Origin of the sequence: Rhodococcus sp. WS1, from assembly GCF_003797745.1 — a bacterium.
Lineage (GTDB): Bacteria > Actinomycetota > Actinomycetes > Mycobacteriales > Mycobacteriaceae > Rhodococcus_F > Rhodococcus_F erythropolis.
Genome location: NZ_RKLZ01000001.1, coordinates 537328 through 554293 on the forward strand (window position 1 = coordinate 537328; position 16966 = coordinate 554293).

15 protein-coding genes are annotated in these 16966 nt (G+C 64.1%); 5 read left to right on the forward strand and 10 right to left on the reverse strand.

Going from position 1 to position 16966, the window contains the following annotated elements; translation table 11 throughout:
* The first annotated feature begins 2 nt into the window (after positions 1-2).
* Entirely contained in the window at positions 3-731 is a 729-nt protein-coding gene (gene lexA / locus EEB12_RS02385; protein ID WP_020723648.1) for a transcriptional repressor LexA, read from the forward strand.
* 92 nt (positions 732-823) lie between these two features.
* Here the strand turns inward: lexA and EEB12_RS02390 are convergent, their stop codons facing one another.
* From EEB12_RS02390 to EEB12_RS02400, 3 genes are all read right to left on the reverse strand, one after another.
* Positions 824-1966: an acyl-CoA dehydrogenase family protein gene (locus tag EEB12_RS02390; RefSeq protein WP_019748214.1), complete on the reverse strand. Its 1143-nt coding sequence runs from the start codon at positions 1964-1966 to the stop codon at positions 824-826.
* A 185-nt stretch (positions 1967-2151) separates the two neighbouring features.
* On the reverse strand, positions 2152-3432 hold the full coding sequence (locus EEB12_RS02395) for a uracil-xanthine permease family protein (protein ID WP_020907537.1): 1281 nt from the start codon (positions 3430-3432) through the stop codon (positions 2152-2154).
* A gap of 75 nt (positions 3433-3507) precedes the next feature.
* Positions 3508-5181 (reverse strand): putative PEP-binding protein, encoded by a 1674-nt coding sequence (locus EEB12_RS02400; RefSeq protein WP_019748212.1) that lies wholly within the window; start codon positions 5179-5181, stop codon positions 3508-3510.
* 191 nt (positions 5182-5372) lie between these two features.
* Between EEB12_RS02400 and EEB12_RS02405 the strand changes: the two genes are divergently transcribed.
* From EEB12_RS02405 to EEB12_RS02420, 4 genes are all read left to right on the forward strand, one after another.
* Complete coding sequence (locus EEB12_RS02405) at positions 5373-6140, forward strand: DeoR/GlpR family DNA-binding transcription regulator (protein WP_020969481.1); 768 nt, start codon at positions 5373-5375, stop codon at positions 6138-6140.
* A complete protein-coding gene (locus tag EEB12_RS02410; RefSeq protein ID WP_141487350.1) occupies positions 6137-7132 on the forward strand; it encodes a 1-phosphofructokinase family hexose kinase in 996 nt (331 codons plus the stop codon). The genes EEB12_RS02405 and EEB12_RS02410 overlap by 4 nt, the downstream gene beginning before the upstream one ends.
* 18 nt (positions 7133-7150) lie before the next feature.
* Positions 7151-9220 (forward strand): fructose-specific PTS transporter subunit EIIC, encoded by a 2070-nt coding sequence (locus EEB12_RS02415; protein ID WP_141487351.1) that lies wholly within the window; start codon positions 7151-7153, stop codon positions 9218-9220.
* Positions 9221-9317: 97 nt separating this feature from the next.
* The gene (locus tag EEB12_RS02420; RefSeq protein ID WP_003942144.1) at positions 9318-9575 is read left to right on the forward strand and encodes an HPr family phosphocarrier protein; all 258 of its coding nucleotides are present in this window, start codon (positions 9318-9320) and stop codon (positions 9573-9575) included.
* A 39-nt stretch (positions 9576-9614) separates the two neighbouring features.
* On the opposite strand, the gene EEB12_RS02425 is transcribed toward EEB12_RS02420, so the two are convergent.
* The 7 genes from EEB12_RS02425 to EEB12_RS02455 form a co-directional block, all read right to left on the reverse strand.
* On the reverse strand, positions 9615-10940 hold the full coding sequence (locus tag EEB12_RS02425) for an alpha/beta hydrolase (RefSeq protein ID WP_256065007.1): 1326 nt from the start codon (positions 10938-10940) through the stop codon (positions 9615-9617).
* A 55-nt stretch (positions 10941-10995) separates the two neighbouring features.
* Positions 10996-12003 carry a hypothetical protein gene (locus tag EEB12_RS02430; RefSeq protein ID WP_141487353.1) on the reverse strand — a complete coding sequence of 336 codons (1008 nt, stop codon included), beginning with the start codon at positions 12001-12003 and terminating at the stop codon, positions 10996-10998.
* A complete protein-coding gene (gene hflX, locus EEB12_RS02435) occupies positions 11996-13471 on the reverse strand; it encodes a GTPase HflX (RefSeq protein WP_141487354.1) in 1476 nt (491 codons plus the stop codon). The genes EEB12_RS02430 and hflX overlap by 8 nt, the downstream gene beginning before the upstream one ends.
* A 75-nt stretch (positions 13472-13546) precedes the next feature.
* Positions 13547-14416: a diaminopimelate epimerase gene (dapF, locus tag EEB12_RS02440; RefSeq protein ID WP_069147436.1), complete on the reverse strand. Its 870-nt coding sequence runs from the start codon at positions 14414-14416 to the stop codon at positions 13547-13549.
* 32 nt (positions 14417-14448) lie between these two features.
* Positions 14449-15120, reverse strand: a complete 672-nt coding sequence (locus EEB12_RS02445; RefSeq protein ID WP_141487355.1) for a class F sortase — start codon at positions 15118-15120, stop codon at positions 14449-14451.
* Between the two features lie 83 nt (positions 15121-15203).
* The gene (gene miaA, locus EEB12_RS02450) at positions 15204-16139 is read right to left on the reverse strand and encodes a tRNA (adenosine(37)-N6)-dimethylallyltransferase MiaA (protein WP_070797205.1); all 936 of its coding nucleotides are present in this window, start codon (positions 16137-16139) and stop codon (positions 15204-15206) included.
* Positions 16127-16888, reverse strand: a complete 762-nt coding sequence (locus EEB12_RS02455) for a class III extradiol dioxygenase subunit B-like domain-containing protein (RefSeq protein ID WP_141487356.1) — start codon at positions 16886-16888, stop codon at positions 16127-16129. The genes miaA and EEB12_RS02455 overlap by 13 nt, the downstream gene beginning before the upstream one ends.
* Positions 16889-16966 lie beyond the last annotated feature (78 nt).

Consider the following 16966-nt stretch of genomic DNA (forward strand, 5'->3'; position numbering starts at 1 on the left):
CCATGAAGGACGATCGCTCCAGCACAGCCGCGGAGGCAGGAGCTTCTGCAGTTCCGTCTCCGTCGAGCGAGACGCTCACCGAGCGTCAGCGGCGCGTTCTCGAAGTCATCCGCGATTCGGTGACGGAGCGCGGGTATCCGCCGAGCATCCGCGAGATCGGTGATGCGGTGGGGCTCACCTCCACGTCGTCGGTCGCACATCAACTGCGAACGTTGGAGCGCAAGGGCTTCCTTCGACGCGATCCCAATCGCCCTCGTGCAGTCGATGTTCGAGGTCTCGACGAGGTTGCGGCCGATACCGCCATCGCGTCGGTGTCGAAGCATTCCGGCGAGTACAACAGTGCCGACCCGCTACCGGAGCCGGCGTTCGTCCCCATCCTGGGTCGCATCGCTGCCGGCGGACCGATCCTTGCCGAGGAAGCGGTAGAGGACGTGTTCCCACTCCCCCGCGAACTCGTCGGCCAGGGTTCGCTCTTCATGCTCAAGGTTGTCGGCGAGTCGATGATCGATGCAGCGATCTGCGATGGCGACTGGGTTGTGGTCCGTCAGCAGAACGTGGCGGAGAACGGTGACATCGTGGCCGCCATGATCGACGGCGAAGCCACCGTGAAGACGTTCAAGCGTACGAAGAAGGAGGTGTGGCTGATGCCGCACAACGAACTCTTCGAGCCGATTCCCGGCAACAACGCCGTCATCCTGGGCAAGGTTGTCACCGTCATGCGGAAGATCTGAATTCGCTCGCACCCTCGATCACAAAACTCTGGGCCCCGGCATCAGCCGGGGCCCAAAGTCTTTTCGTGACGATCAGCGGTCCATCACCCGAATCAGAGATTCAGCGAACGTCCGATGATCTCCTTCATGATCTCGGTTGTGCCACCGTAGATGGTCTGCACACGAGAGTCCATGTACGCCTTGGCAACCGGGTATTCCTTCATGTAGCCGTAGCCTCCGTGCAACTGGAGGCAGCGGTCGATGAGCTTGACCTGAGCTTCGGTGGTCCACCACTTCGCCATCGCAGCTTCCTGCACGGTCAGCTTCTCGGCATTGAGCTGCTCGATGAACTTGTCCACCAGGATGCGCACTGCCGTGGTCTCCGTTGCCAATTCGGCCAGTACGAATCGGGTGTTCTGGAAGCTACCGATCGACTTGCCGAATGCCTTGCGGTCGCGGCAGTACTGGATCGTGCTCTCGAGAACCGATTCCATTGCGGCAGCGGCAACGACGGCGATCGAGAGTCGTTCCTGGGGAAGGTTCTTCATCAAGTAGAAGAAGCCCATTCCCTCTTCGCCCAGCAGGTTGGCAGCGGGAACGCGTACGTCGGTGAAGCTGAGTTCGGCGGTGTCCTGAGCCTTCATGCCGATCTTGTCGAGGTTGCGTCCACGCTCGAAGCCAGGCATGTCCCGCTCGACCACGAGGAGGCTGAAGCCCTGAGCACCCTTGTCCGGGTCGGTGCACGCGACAACGATGATGATGTCGGCGTTGATTCCGTTGGTGATGAAGGTCTTCGAACCGTTGAGGACCCAGTGGTCCCCGTCGCGAACCGCTTTCGTCTTGATGCCCTGTAGGTCGCTACCGGTACCCGGTTCGGTCATCGCGATCGCCGAGATCAGCTCACCCGACGCGAATCCGGGTAGCCAACGCTGCTTCTGCTCCTCGTTGCTCAACTCCAGGAGGTACGGTGCCACGACGTCGTTGTGCAGCGTGAAGCCGATACCGCTGAACCCACCCTTGGTGGTTTCCTCGGTGATGATCGCGTTGTAGCGGAAATCCTTGACACCGCCGCCGCCGAATTCCTCAGGGACCGCAGTTCCCAGGAAGCCCTGCTTTCCGGCCTCGACCCAGACGTCACGATCGACGATGTTCTGCTCTTCCCACTTCTCGTGGTTCGGTGCCACGTGCTGTGCCAAGAACTTCTGGTACGACTCCCGGAAGAGTTCATGTTCCGGTTCGAACAGGGTGCGCTCCACGCCGACTCCTTGCAATTCGATATATGGCACTTCAGTGATGTACCCGCTGGGGATATACCCGCTGGGGTGTATTCGCTGAGACTGGGCACGCCGAAGTGCGCGGGCCCACGTCACTGCCTCCGACGGTAGAACCTGTTGCGATACCCGTCGATGACCCGAACGATCACGATTCGTGACTGTAGCGGTTATCTGTTACTTGAAGTACGGAATTTGGCGAGATATCGCATGATCGGGTACGCGACGAGGATGCCGATCGATCCCCAGGCGATGCCGCCCAACTCGACCGAACCGATGGTCAGCGTCAAGTTCCCGATGCCGGCGACCAACGCTGCCGCGGCGACCGTGAGGTTGACCGGATCGGTGAAGTCGACCTTCGCTTCCATCCAGATGCGCACACCGAGAATGCCGATGAGGCCGTAGAGAACCATCGTTGCGCCGCCGATGACGCCGTTCGGAACCGTGAAGACCAGTGCGCCGAATTTGGGCGAAAATGCCAGGATCACAGCGGTAGCGGCGGCTACCCAGTACGCGGCGGTCGAGTACACACGCGTCGCTGCCATGACACCGATGTTCTCGGCATACGTGGTGGTTCCGGATCCGCCACCGGCGCCCGCCAAGGTAGTGGCGAGACCGTCGGCAAACAGTGCATTGCCGGCCAGATCGTCGAGGGACTTACCAGTCATGGCGGACACCGCTTTGACATGTCCGACGTTTTCGGCGACCAGAACGATCACCACGGGGAGCGCGAGCACGATCACCGACCAGTCGAACGACGGTCCGTGCAGACTCGGCAGCCCGAACCAGTCCGCTTCGCGCAGAGCGGACACTCGTTCACTGTCGAGTCCGCCGATGACCGCGGCGAAAACCCAGCCGATCACGACGCCGACCAGAATGCCCAGCCGGCCGAGCAACCCGGGACCGACGACCGTGACCAGCAGGATCGAAACGAGCGTCACCGTGGCGATCAGCGGCTGCGATTCGAAGGAGCCGACCGCCGTCGGAGCGAGGTTGAGACCGATCAGCGCGACGACAGCGCCCGTCACCACCGGCGGCATGACGGCGTCGATGACCCGGCTGCCGATCAGACGTACGGCGACGCCGATCAACATCAACACGATGCCGACGGCCATGACGGCACCGAGTTGCGCGGCCGGGCCCGATCCTGCCGACGCTGTCAGCGGGGCGATGAACGCGAAGGACGAACCGAGATAGCTCGGGATCCGGCCCCGGGTGATGAGCAGGAACAGCGCGGTGCCGATACCCGAGAACAGCAGCGTCGTCGTGACGGGGAAGCCGGTGATGGTCGGAACGAGCAGTGTCGCTCCGAACATCGCGATGACGTGTTGCATCCCGATTCCGATGGTGCGCGGCCAACTCAGTCGTTCGTCCGGCGCCACGACGGCTCCGTCGGCGATCCGCTTGCCGTCTCCGTGGACAGTCCAGCCGATTCCGCCGGCCCCGGTCATTGTTTCTCGTTCGATCACAGGTCGAAATACTAGAGGTCAGGCGCTCGGTCTCCGACCGAGACCGATCAAACCAGTTCAGCTGATTGCGTCAGCCGCCGCTTTGCGCGCTGCCACCGGATCACCGGTTGCCAGCACCGCTGCCGCAGCCGCCTCACATTGCGCCATGGTGACGGATCCGACCTTCGCGCCCACACCCGCGACCGACGCCGCAGCACAGGAGAGCGAGGAAACTCCGAGTCCGGCCAGAACACACGCCAACAGTGGATCGGCGGCCGCCTCACCGCAGACGCCGACGCGCTTGCCTGCCGCCTGACCTGCCTGGGCCGTACGTGCGACAAGGGCGAGCACCGCGGGCTGCCATGGATCGGTCAGGTCGGCGAGTTCGGAGGACATCCGATCAGCGGCCATCGTGTACTGAGCGAGGTCGTTGGTACCGATCGAGAGGAATTCGACGTGTTCGAGAATCTGGTCGGCCAACAGCGCCGCCGCCGGGATCTCCACCATCACACCGGGAACAAGATCGCGTGCCCGCACCGCATCGGCAAAACGTTTCGCCTCGGCCGGGGTGGCGATCATCGGTGCCATGACCCACGGGGACGAGTTGGTCGACGCCGCGGCTGCCGCGATCGCGTCGAGCTGGCGGTCGAGAATTCCCATGTCCTGCCAGGCGATTCGGACCCCACGAACGCCGAGTGCCGGATTCGCTTCTTCTTGATGGTTGGCGAATTTGAGCGGCTTGTCCGAACCCGCGTCCAACGTGCGAATGATGACCTTCTTTCCTGCGAAGGCCTCGAGAACCTCGGCGTAGATCGCCGCCTGCTCGTCTACGGTCGGTTCGGTCTCACGGCCGAGGAAGCAGAGTTCGGTCCGGAAGAGCCCGATGCCCCCCGCAGCAGTCGACGCCGCGGCGCGAGCGCCCGCGCCGTCTTGAACATTGGCGAGAACGTCTACCGGCCGGCCGTCCGCCGTCTGGCCCGGTCCGGTCCAGGTGCTGACGCGTTCGCGATCGATCCGGGATTGTTCGACCAGTTCACGCGCGTGCCCGGGATCCGGCTCCGCGATCACGTCGCCGGTTGTTCCGTCGATCAGAATCGGTATTCCTGCCGAGATGGATTCCAATTCCTTCGCGGCGACGATGCACGGGATGCCCAACTGCCGCGCGATGATTGCCGTGTGGCTGGTCGGGCCGCCGTAGATGGTCACGAGTCCGATGATCTTGGATGCATCGAGGCCCGCGGTGTCTGCAGGAGCCAGATCGTCCGCGCACAGCACCGACGGTGTCTCGGGCATCGGAACTCCAGGTTCGGGTAATCCGGAGAGTTCGGCGATCACGCGGTCGCGGATGTCCTCGAGGTCGGTGACGCGCTCGGCCATCAAACCGCCGACCTTGGTGAACAGCACCACGAACTGCTCCGTCGCCGCGATCGCAGCCTGCACCGGGGGCACTCCGCCGGCGATCGACTTCTTGGCCGCCCCGATCCAGCCACGATCAGCTGCCATCGCCGCGTTGGCCTGCAAAACCTCTGCGGCCGCGCCGGTAGCTTCGGCGGCCCGTCCGAGAAGGCGGTTCTCGACAGCCTTCGCCGCTGCGACGAAGGCGTCCACGGCGGCCTCTCGATCGGCCTCGTCGAGTGCCGGCGCATCGGTGACGAGTTCTGGTCGGCTGGACGGCCAGATCGCCGGGCCGTAGGCGATTCCAGGCACCACGGGGGTGCCGTGCACGGTGATTCGGTTGAGCTGTTCGGTCATCTGTCCTCCTTGAGCGATGGGCCCGGTGTCACACCGGATCACCTCGAGCGCGTAAAGCCCTCACCTTCGTTGTGACGAAGATTACTCCCAAGTCTTGACATGTCAACACACTCGGGCGTAAAACAACATAAAGCAACATTCACTGTGATCCACAACGCACCGTCGGATCACACTTCGGAATCGGAGAGCACGTGTACGCGGAAGAACGCCAACAAGCGATCGGCACCATGGTGTCGCAGCGCGGACGCATGTCCGTGGCGGCTCTGTCGGAGACCTTCGGTGTGACCACCGAGACCGTGCGTCGCGATCTGGCCTTCCTCGAGCGGATCGGACAGATCAGGCGTGTACACGGCGGCGCCGTTCCGACCGGATCCCTCCACGTCACCGAACCGGGCATGGCGGAACGCGATCAGACCCGCGCGCAACAGAAGGACCGGATCGCCCGCTGCGCGGTCACCTACCTCCCTCCCACCGGCGGCAGCGTGATCTTCGACGCGGGCACGACCACGGGCCGCATGATCCCCGAACTGCCGACCGAGAACGACTTCACAGCCGTCACCAATTCCGTCCCGATCGGCGCACGCCTGGCATCGATGAACTCGATTTCCCTGATACTGCTCGGCGGTCGAGTACGCGGGGTGACTCAAGCCGTGGTCGGCGAGGACGCCCTACGCCTGCTGAGCACGTTGCGAGTCGACGTCGCCTTCATCGGAACGAACGCGATCAGCGTCGGGCACGGACTCTCCACTCCGGACAGCGAAGAGGCCGCCGTCAAACGAGCAATGGTCAAAGCCGCCAATCACGTTGTGGTGGTGGCCGATTCCACCAAAGTCGGCCGCGAGCACTTGATCAGCTTCGCCCCGCTCGACAGCATCGACGTCCTCATCACCGACGAAGAGATCAGTCCCACAGACACATCCGAGTTCCACGACCACGGAATCGAGGTGGTGATCGCATGATCGTCACACTGACAGCCAACCCGAGTATCGATCGGACCGTGCAACTCGAGCAACGGCTCGAACGAGGCTCCGTCCTACGCGCCCACTCCACTCGCAGCGACCCCGGCGGCAAGGGGGTCAACGTCGCGCGTGTTCTCGCCGCCGCCGACCTCGACGTTCTCGCGGTTCTACCGGGAAACGGTGGGGACCCTCTGCTCTCGGCGCTGGCAGCCGGTGGGATTCCCCACATCGGTGTCGCCACAACGGGTCTGGCTCGCACCAACATCACCATCGCGGAACCGGACGGGACAACGACGAAGATCAACGAACCCGGCGCAACGCTGTCCGGTTCGACGCTCGACGCCCTGGCACAGGAGTTGATTGTCCGCGCCGATACCGCACTGTGGTTCGCGCTGTCCGGCTCACTGCCCCCCGGCGTTCCGCTCGGGTGGTACGGCGAGCTTGTCGCGGCGCTGCGCGATCACCCGTGCAAGGTGGCGGTCGACACCTCGGACGCCCCGCTGACGGCACTCGCCGAAGCGTTCCCCGGCTCGGCACCCGACCTGCTCAAACCCAACGGCGAGGAACTCGCACAACTGACCGGCGTCGACGGCCACGTCCTCGAACGTGCTGCCGAGAACGGTGATCCCGGGCCTGCAATCACGGCGGCGCAGCGATTGGTCGACCGCGGCGTCGGCAGTGTGCTCGCCACGCTCGGCGCAGCAGGTGCTGTCCTCGTCACCGCCGACGGCGCGTGGATCGCCACCGCTCCCCCGATTGTCGCAGTCAGTACCGTCGGCGCAGGCGATTCTTCGCTGGCCGGCTACATCCTCGCCGAAGCGGGAGGCGGCTCGGAATCCGAGCGGTTACGTCACGCGGTCGCCTACGGAAGCGCCGCTGCATCCCTTCCCGGCACAACCCTTCCCACGCCCGAACAGATCAATCTGGCAGCGGTTTCGGTATCTGCAGCCGATGCCTCCTCTCCCATCCCCGTCCCCACCGAACTCGCCTGACGCCCTAAGGAACCTGACATGTCCGATACCAACGCAGCCGGCGGTTCCGGCCCCGAGATCATCAGTCCCGAACTGATCTCACTCGACACCGACCTGGGTACGACCAAGGAAGATGTCATTCGTTCTCTCGCAGCGCGATTGACTGCAGCGGGACGGGCGAGCGACGCCGCGGGGCTGGTCGATGCCGCACTCGCTCGCGAAGCGCAGTCCGCGACCGGACTGCCGGGCGGAATCGCCATTCCCCACTGCCGCGCCGAGGCCGTCTCGTCCGCGTCCCTGGGATTTGCTCGACTCGATCCGAAGGTCGATTTCGGTGCACCCGACGGCCCCGCCGATCTGGTGTTCCTGATCGCGGCACCCGAAGGCGCCGGAGCCGAGCACATGAAGCTGCTCTCGTCCTTGGCCCGAGCGCTCGTCCGACCCGCGTTTGTCACGTCGCTTCGTGAGGCGTCGACGCCGGACGAGATCGTGAGACTGGTCGACGAGGTACTCAATCCCGCGCCGAAGGATGCTCTAGCAAAAGCTGCGGCAGCCACACCCACCCCTCCTGTTTCCACTGGGAAACACTCCACCGAGGAGGCCCCGGCTCCAACGCCCGCGGAGCGTCACATCGTCGCGGTCACCGCGTGCCCGACCGGAATCGCTCATACCTACATGGCTGCGGACTCACTCGTCGCCGCGGGTGAACGCGCCGGGGTCAAGGTTCACGTCGAAACGCAGGGCTCGAGCGGAAGCACCCCCCTTGACCCTTCCGTCATCGCCGGAGCCGCCGCGGTCATCTTCGCCACCGACGTCGGAGTGAAGGGCCGCGAACGATTCGCCGGCAAACCCGTTGTCGCTTCCGGTGTGAAGCGGGCGATCAACGAGCCGGACAAGATGCTTGCAGAAGCGTTGCGCGCCTCCGAGAATCCCGCCGCCGCCACCGTGGACGGCACCGCCGCCGCGGCCGCGGATTCCGATGCCGGTTCCGTAGGGTTCGGCACCCACCTCCGTCAGGTCCTCCTGACCGGTGTCAGCTACATGATCCCGTTCGTCGCGGCCGGCGGTCTGCTGATCGCACTCGGCTTCCTGCTCGGCGGATACGAGATCTCCGGTCCTGCCAAGGACATCGTTCTCAACAACTCGATCACCAACCTTCCCGACGGTGGTCTGGCCACCTATCTCGGCGCAGTGCTGTTCCAGATCGGTTCGTTGGCATTCAGCTTCCTGGTTCCCGCGTTGGCCGGCTACATCGCCTTCGCTATCGCCGACCGGCCTGGCATCGCTCCCGGCTTCACAGCCGGCGCGGTCGCCGTGTTTGTCGGTGCCGGATTCATCGGCGGCCTGGTCGGTGGTCTCATCGCCGGCGTCGTCGCGCTCTACATCGGCCGGATCGCCGTCCCGCAGTGGCTGCGGGGCCTGATGCCGGTGGTGATCATTCCGCTGTTCGCGACGCTGGTTGTCGGAGCACTGATGTTCATCGTCCTCGGTCGTCCGCTCGCCGCGATCACCTCCGGTCTCACCGACTGGCTCAACGGACTTTCCGGCAGCTCGGCCATCTTCCTCGGCATCATTCTCGGCCTGATGATGTGCTTCGACCTCGGCGGACCGGTCAACAAGGCGGCTTACGCCTTCGCTGTAGCCGGACTCAACGTCAACGACCCGGCCACTTTGCGCATCATGGCGGCAGTCATGGCTGCCGGTATGGTTCCGCCACTGGCCATGGCACTTGCCTCGACGGTGCTGCGTCCCAAGCTCTTCAGCGAAGCCGAACGTGAGAACGGAAAGGCTGCCTGGTTGCTGGGCTCGGCATTCATCTCCGAGGGCGCGATTCCTTTCGCCGCTGCCGACCCGCTTCGCGTGATCCCCTCGATGATGGCGGGCGGCGCCGTCACCGGTGCGCTGATCATGGCTTTCGACGTCACTCTCAGCGCCCCGCACGGCGGGATCTTCGTCTTCTTCGCAGTCGGCGGAATCGGCTGGTTCCTGGTCTCGCTCGCCGCGGGAACCGTGGTAGCTGCGCTCGCCGTCGTCGGAGCCAAGGAGTTCTTCCGCAAGGGGCCGTCCGATGCCGAACTCGACCCCGAAATCGTGCCCGCTGCGGCATGATCGACCGCAAGCAACGCTGCAGTCACCACTGTTGTCACCAAATCCGCCCAAAGACCCCACAACGTCCGCACCGATAGATCCACAACGAGGAGATCCCATGCCCAGCAAGACAGTTGCCGTCGGTTCCGCAGTCGGCCTCCACGCCCGCCCCGCCGCTCTCATCGCCGAAGCAGTCGGAGCCTCCGGCGCCACGGTCACCCTCGCAGTCGCCGACGGCGAACCGGTGGATGCAGGTTCGGCACTGATGATCATGACGCTCGGAGCCGCCAAGGACACCGAAGTCACCATCGAGTCCGACGACGCCGACGCACTCGCCAAGGTCGCCGAACTGGTAGCCGCTGATCTCGACGCCTGACCTGATGTCAGTCGGTGCTGTGTAGCGGGCCGGACACTCTCACGGAGTCAGTGCGAGTGTCCGGCCCAGCCAGTCCATTTCGAGTTCCAGAGCAGTGCCCCACACATCACCCGAGTGCCCGCCGGGAAGGGTGTAGTAGTCCACGTTCATGTCGGCGGCGCGCGCAGCCTCGAACATGATCTCCTGCTGAGGGCGGTAGATGTCGTCGTCTTCACCCGCGACGAATACACCAGACAACTGCGGATACCGATTCTGCGCCATCAGGTCTCGGGCGTTGACCGCGTCGAAAGCGTCTTCGTCACCGTTGAACATCGCAGCCACAGTGTCCTCGTGGTCACCGGTCGACGGTTCGTCCTGGCCGGAGAAGTCCAGGAACGACGGGTATCGGTCCGGGAAGTTCACGGCCATCTCGATCGCGCACGTCCCGCCGTAGGAGAACCCACCGATAGCCCATTGCGCAGCGTCCGGATTCACTTGAAGGTTCGATTCGATCCAGTTCGGGACGTCCTGGTCCAGATACGTCGCGACGTTGCCGAGCGCAGAATCCATGCAGCCGGGGTTGGCGTCGTAGTCCCCCAACGCGTCGGGCACCACCACCACGGGAGCAAGCCCGGAATGCCTCGACGCATAGGCGTCGACTGTGGTCGCGAGACGGCCACTGTCCAGCCAGTCGCTGGGGCTGCCGGGCTCACCCGCCACCAACACCAGTACGGGCAACTCCGCACGTGGATCGGCAAGATATGCAGGCGGGAGATACAACGTCGCCGGCCTCGCGTCGAAACCCGAGATGTTTCCCGGAATCGACGCTTCCGTCACGACGCCGTTGCTCGGCATCCGCACCGGAACCTCCCAATGAGTTTCGGTGGGAAGTCCCCGCTGTAGCCAAGATTCGGCCCCGGGGAGCGAATCGAAAGCAACGTGCTCGACCGAGCCGACCGGCCAGTGCCCGACCAGTGATCCGAGCGTGGGGTAAGTGCCGGTCTGGGCATTGACCTGACCCACCGCGACGATCGCGGCCAGACCGGCCAACACCGTCACCGAAAGGCCGCGGGCCAGTCCTGGACGCCGAAGGAGAACAAGCGCCGCGCCGATGACTCCGAATATCGCCAACGCTATCCACACAAAACTCGACAGGGGTAGCTGCGCGGGCAACGGCCGAAAGCTGAGCCACACGAACATCGCGCCGCCGGCGGACCCGACCACTGACAAGCCCAGTGCGACAAGCACGGCCCGACGCGGCAACCACCGAAGCAAAAGCAGCGTGCCGACGCCGACGAGGACGGAACCAACGAGCAGCGCTGCGGTGATGTGTCCGTGCTCGAGTGACATACGCGAGAGCCGCGTCAGGAGTTGATGCCCGTGCATTCGTTCCAGTATCCACATCTACCGGCGGTCTGCGAATTCGTGGAATTGGTGGGAATCAGCGGCGTCGTCGAGATCTCACGAACGCCGCGCCCCCGAGCGCGCATCCTGCCGCGACCAATCCGGCCCACACGAATGTCCATGGATCGACCCCGACGCCGACCGAATCGCCAGACGAGACTGCCGTCGATTCGGTCGCTTCCACGAGCGCGCGCATCACGTGAACCGGCGGCAAAGCTCCACCCGCAGATTCCGATCCGATCAGAACATCGCCCGCGTCGTTGAACGCCACGGCCTCGCCCTGAGGCTCCGTCGGGAGCGGGATCCGCAACGGTTCGGTATCAGTGAGCGTCGCGCCGATTCCGCCGTCCACGACCTCGTACAGGTACAGATCGGAGTAACTCCGAAGCGCGATCGCCGAACCGTCCGACGACACCGCTCCCCCGGTGAACATCACCGAGACGGGCTTCTCCGGTCCGAGAGATACGGCTCCGACGCGCTCGAGCGGCGTCGGGCCGGGTTGCGCCAAGTCACTCAGTTTCTGATCCCCGACGGGTGTGTAGACACTGCTGGAGCCGAACAATTCCTTGGTCACGACAAACACATGGCCGTCAGGGTCGAGCAGAATCGATTCGGTGTCGTGCGCGCCGTCCGGGTACGTGAGGCGGTGCAACGTACCGTTACCGGAATCGAGGTCCATCGTGATGAACGCCACCGTGTCGCGGGTTCGGAGGTTGTCGCCGGTATCCGACAGAACGAGCGTTCGACCACTCACCGCAAGATCTTCGACGTCGTATGGATCGATCGGGACCGGAATCTGTTTCTGGACAACACAGTTCAGGTCCATTTCGAATACGAAGTCGTCACTGCCGCCGTCACCCATCGCGTAGATCCGATCGTCGACGACGACCATCCCCGACAACTCCTGGAGCGCAGGATCGGTAGGTGTACAGAGTGGGGCGAACTCGCTCGGTTCGAACGACGACGCCTGTGCGAGCGCTCCGGGAAGCAGTGCGGTTGCCGTAGTCGCAGCAAGCACCGCGACCACGGCCCCGAAACTACGCACTAGGTGCGTACTCCACCAATGCCGAGGCCAACATCTGTGGAACGCGTGCGTGCACCCGCGTTCCCGCCTCTTCGTGAGTCGATTCCAAAATCGTTCCGTCCGAGTGGATTCGAGCCATAAGATCACCGCGCGTGTACGGCACCAGCACGTCGACCTCGACCTCCGGCCGAACCAGCACCTCGCTGAGATGTGCTCGTAGTTCAGCGATTCCTTCACCGGTCCGCGCCGAGACGAACACGGCACCAGGCAGCAGACCACGTAGTTGCGTCAAGGTAACCGGATCTGCCGCGTCGATCTTGTTGACCACGATCAACTCCGGCGGAGCCTTCGAATCCGTCTCGCGCAGAACATCGGTGACGACTTCCCGCACAGCCTTGATCTGTTCTGTCGGCAACGGATCCGAACCGTCGACGACGTGCAGAAGCAGATCCGCGTCGGTCACTTCCTCGAGAGTCGACCGGAATGCCTCGACCAACTGAGTCGGAAGGTGTCGCACGAAGCCGACCGTGTCGGTGAGTACGTACTCGCGGCCGTCGTCGAGTGCGGCGCGGCGAGTTGTCGGGTCCAAGGTGGCGAACAACGCGTTCTCCACGAGCACACCGGATCCGGTGAGCGAATTGAGAAGACTCGATTTGCCCGCGTTCGTGTATCCGACGATGGCGATCGACGGGATGTCGCTCTGCAGTCGACGTGTGCGCTTGGTGTCGCGGGCGGCCTTCATGCCCTTGATCTCGCGGCGCAGTTTTGCCATGCGCTCACGAATACGGCGACGGTCCGTCTCGATTTTCGTCTCACCGGGACCACGCAGGCCCACACCTCCGTTACTGCCGGCACGGCCACCGGCCTGGCGCGACATCGACTCGCCCCAACCACGCAGACGCGGGAGCATGTACTCCATCTGAGCGAAAGCCACCTGGGCTTTACCCTCACGAGACGTGGCGTGCTGAGCAAAGATGTCGAGAATCAGAGCCGTCCGGTCGATGACCTTGACCTTGACGATCTTCTCCAGCGCCGTGAGCTGCGCCGGCGTCAGCTCACCGTCGCAGACGACGGTGTCGGCGCCGGTCGCCAGGACTACTTCGCGCAGTTCCTGGGCCTTGCCGGAACCGATGTAGGTGGCAGCGTCGGGTTTGTCGCGGCGCTGAACCAGTCCTTCGAGGACCTCGGAGCCCGCCGTCTCGGCCAGTGCGGCCAGCTCGGTCATGCTCGCCTCGGCCTGCTCGGCAGTTCCCTGCGTCCAGACACCGACCAGGACAACTCTTTCGAGTCGAAGCTGGCGGTACTCGACTTCGGTGACGTCCTCGAGCTCGGTCGACAGACCAGCCACGCGGCGCAGGGCGCCGCGATCTGCGAGTTGCATCTCACCGGTCGACGGGTTGCCCGATGCGGACGCTGTCGTGTATTCGGCTTGCGCGTACTCGGACTGCTCGTGAGCGGTGGACTCTTCGTTTTCATGTGTGTTCGTCATACAAGATCCATGGTCCCACGAAACCTGGCCACGGTGCATCCGTATTTCCTGCAGGCGTATTTCCCGCGGGCGATATCACACGAGCGATTGCCACCAGGCATCGCTGATCGTCCCGTTCGCCACCAGAACCGAGGGCCCCCGCAACGACCCTTCGCCGCCTTCGACGGTGACCTGCACGTCGCCGCCGAGCACGCGCACCAGCACCGAGCCTTCGTCGCGGCCGTCGAACTTCAGCGCCGCGGCCGCAGCTGCGACCGTTCCGGTTCCGCAGGAACGAGTCTCGCCCACACCACGCTCGTGTACGCGCATGTGGACCCCACCGTCGTGGATCGGCGTCACGATCTCGATGTTGACCCCGTGCGGGAAGAACCCGGGATCGAAGCCCGGAGAAACACTCAAATCGAGCGCACTCAAAACTTCTGCCGTCACGTGCTCGTCGACACACGCCAAATGCGGATTACCGACGTCGATGCCGACGCCGGCGAAGACACGGCCGTCGATTGTTGCCGAACTGGTGCCGAGGTCCTTGATCGGGCCCATCGCCACGGTCACGTCACCATGTGTGGCGTCGTAGCCGTGCACCACGACCGGACGCGCTCCGGCACGACTGCCGACCACGAACTCGTCCTTGCTCTCCAAGCCCGAGGCCTTGAGATAGTGGGCGAATACGCGAACTCCGTTTCCGCACATCTCCGCGATGGAGCCGTCGCTGTTGCGGTAGTCCATGAACCAGTCTTCGGCAGCGACGCCATCTGGCAGCGCACCGAGCACGCCCGCGTCCGCAAGTGCGCCTGCCCGGGCGACACGAAGGATGCCGTCGGCGCCGAGGCCACGCTGACGATCACACAACGCTGAAACTCGCGCCGGCTCGAGATCGACCCGAACGTCGAGGTCAGGGAGAACAACGAAGTCGTTCTGCGTGCCGTGGCCCTTACTGAAATCCATGGTCGCCATCCTATCCGGACCTACCGACCGACTCACGCAGGTGACGCGGTGACCACGACGTTCTGTTCGTACGTGAATCCAGACGGCAACGAGGGGTCGGGCACGGTTGCGCCGCCACAGGTCACGAGGACCAGCCTGGGCGCACCCGTTTCGGAAAAGAACTCGGCCGGCAAAGCCACCTTTTCGTACAGCTTCAGGCTCGCTGCGTGATAGGTGAACATCGTTCCGGTGTCGTCGCTCACGTAGATCGGTGTTCCGGGCTTCATCTGGTGCAGCGCCCACAAGGCGCCGTGTGTGCGATCACCGTCGTCGACGTGGCCGGCAACAAGATTGGTGCCCTCCGAAGATCCGAACTGCACACCGTTGGTGAAATGCGAAACCTTGTCAGGATGCGGAAGGATCATTCCGCGGTTGGCGCCGAACCCACTGGTCACGATGTCGGCTCGCACATCCAGATCGGGAATCGCGAGCATGTTAGGCGGCAGATCCGTTGGCGCAGGCGCCCAACTCGCCCCTGGATCGGTTGGGGCTCCCACGTCGAAGGGTGCTTCGGGAACAGGTGCGCTGATGGGCTTCCCGGCCGCACTCACCGCAAAATAGACGAGCACCCCGCCGACCGCGAGAAATGCGACGAGCAGTAGGAGAAGCGGCAGCCGACCCGCGCGTCGGCCTCTCGGTCGCGCGTGTGTCCCGGTCTGCGCCATGTTCGTTGTCCTCCAGTCCGTCGATCGCGAACGAATGGATCGCGATCGAGCTAACTGTAAGATAGCTGATCGGCCCGATCGTGTTACAGGCCGCGATCTGCAAGGGCAGCGAAGGCCGAGCGAGCCAGCTCCGGATCGGCACCGTCGAGCCAGTGCACGCGTGCGTCACGACGGAACCATGATCGTTGGCGGCGAACGTAGCGCCGCGTCCCGATGAACGTCCGTTCGAGTGCCTCGGCCAGATCGTATTCACCGTCGAAATGTGCGAGCACCTGTGCGTAGCCGATGGCTCGCGGCGCTGTGACGCCCTCACGCAATCCTTGCTCGACGAGTACGGCGACTTCGTCGACAAGTCCGCCTGAAAACATCAGCTCGGTTCGCAACCGAATCCGGGCGTCGAGTTCTTCCGTATCCCGATCCACGCCGAGAATGCGGGTTCCCCAACGAGGGTCACCGATCTGCGGAGCTGAGGCCGCGAACGGCAGACCTGTCAGCTCGACGACCTCGAGCGCCCGAACCATCCGCCGACCGTCCGTCGGCAGTATCGACGCCGCCGCTACCGGATCAGCAGCAACAAGCGCCGTATGCACCGCACCGACCCCACCGTCGGCCAGCACTGCCTCCCACTTCGCACGAACTTCGGGATCCGTTGCCGGAAAGGACCATTCGTCGAGTAGGGACTGGACGTACATCATGGATCCGCCGACGATCACCGGAACCTTGCCCGCCGCGATCAGATTCTCGGCGATCGCGATCGCGTCGCTTTGATAACGCGCGACGGTGGCGGTCTCCTTCACGTCGAGAACGTCGAGCAGGTGATGCGGAATCCCGCGACGCTCGGCCGGCGTCAGTTTGGCGGTCCCGATATCCATGCCGCGATAGAGCTGCATCGCGTCGATGTTGATGATCTCACCGCCGAATTCCTCGGCCAGTGCCAACGCGAGATCGGACTTTCCCGACGCGGTCGGACCGACAACTGCGATCGGGCGAAGTTCTTCAGGGACGTTCACGGCCGCCACGTCCCGACGTGGTAAGCGACGCCGAACGGCGCATCGCTGTAGTCGACCACCGAACGTGTCGTGGTTGACCGAGACGAGTCCATGAAGACACCGGCCAGGACCTGCCACGCCGCGCGTCCCTGGGCTCCGACACTCCGGCAGAGCTGCGGATCGAGAGCAAGAAGCGCCTCCGGGTCACCGGTGGTCAGGGCATCGTCGATGGCTGATTGCACGCCAGCGGCGCGCTCGTCGAAGCTTCCGGGCGCCTTGGCCGTCAGCGTGGACGCACCGTCAGCCACGATCAGAAGCCCTTGCGGTCGGTTGTCGCTGTCGAGTTGCTTGCGCAGCTGCTGCCCGAATTCACGACATTCATTCGCCGACGCCTCTGCACTGACGACGTGCATGTCGACGGTGATCTCCACGTCCGTTCGGGCACGCAGCCAGCCGGCAACCAGGGCGCACAGTTCGAGAGATGGCAGCGGTTCGCCTGCCGCATCCGCGTTCAGGGACGTCCGGACATCGGCGCCGAATCCCGCGAAAGTACCGATCTGCCCACGTCCGACGCCCGATCGCCAGAGTTCACCTGCTGCATTCTCGGGTTCTGCATTCTCGGGGCCGACACCGACGCCCACCCAGTGAACCGCCTCGTGAGAGAGCCGGCGCACGGCGGCCGTCGCCGCGGCGCGCACCTGAGCGGACTCGGCCGAATCACCGGACAATTCCGGCACGAGTAACGGCGCCGAGGGGACGAGAACAGCGGAAGTCAACACAGTTGCCACGCTAGTCGACCCCGAGGTGGCGACCTCACACCCTCTTACCTGATTCAATAGTCGGAGAACGTGAGTACC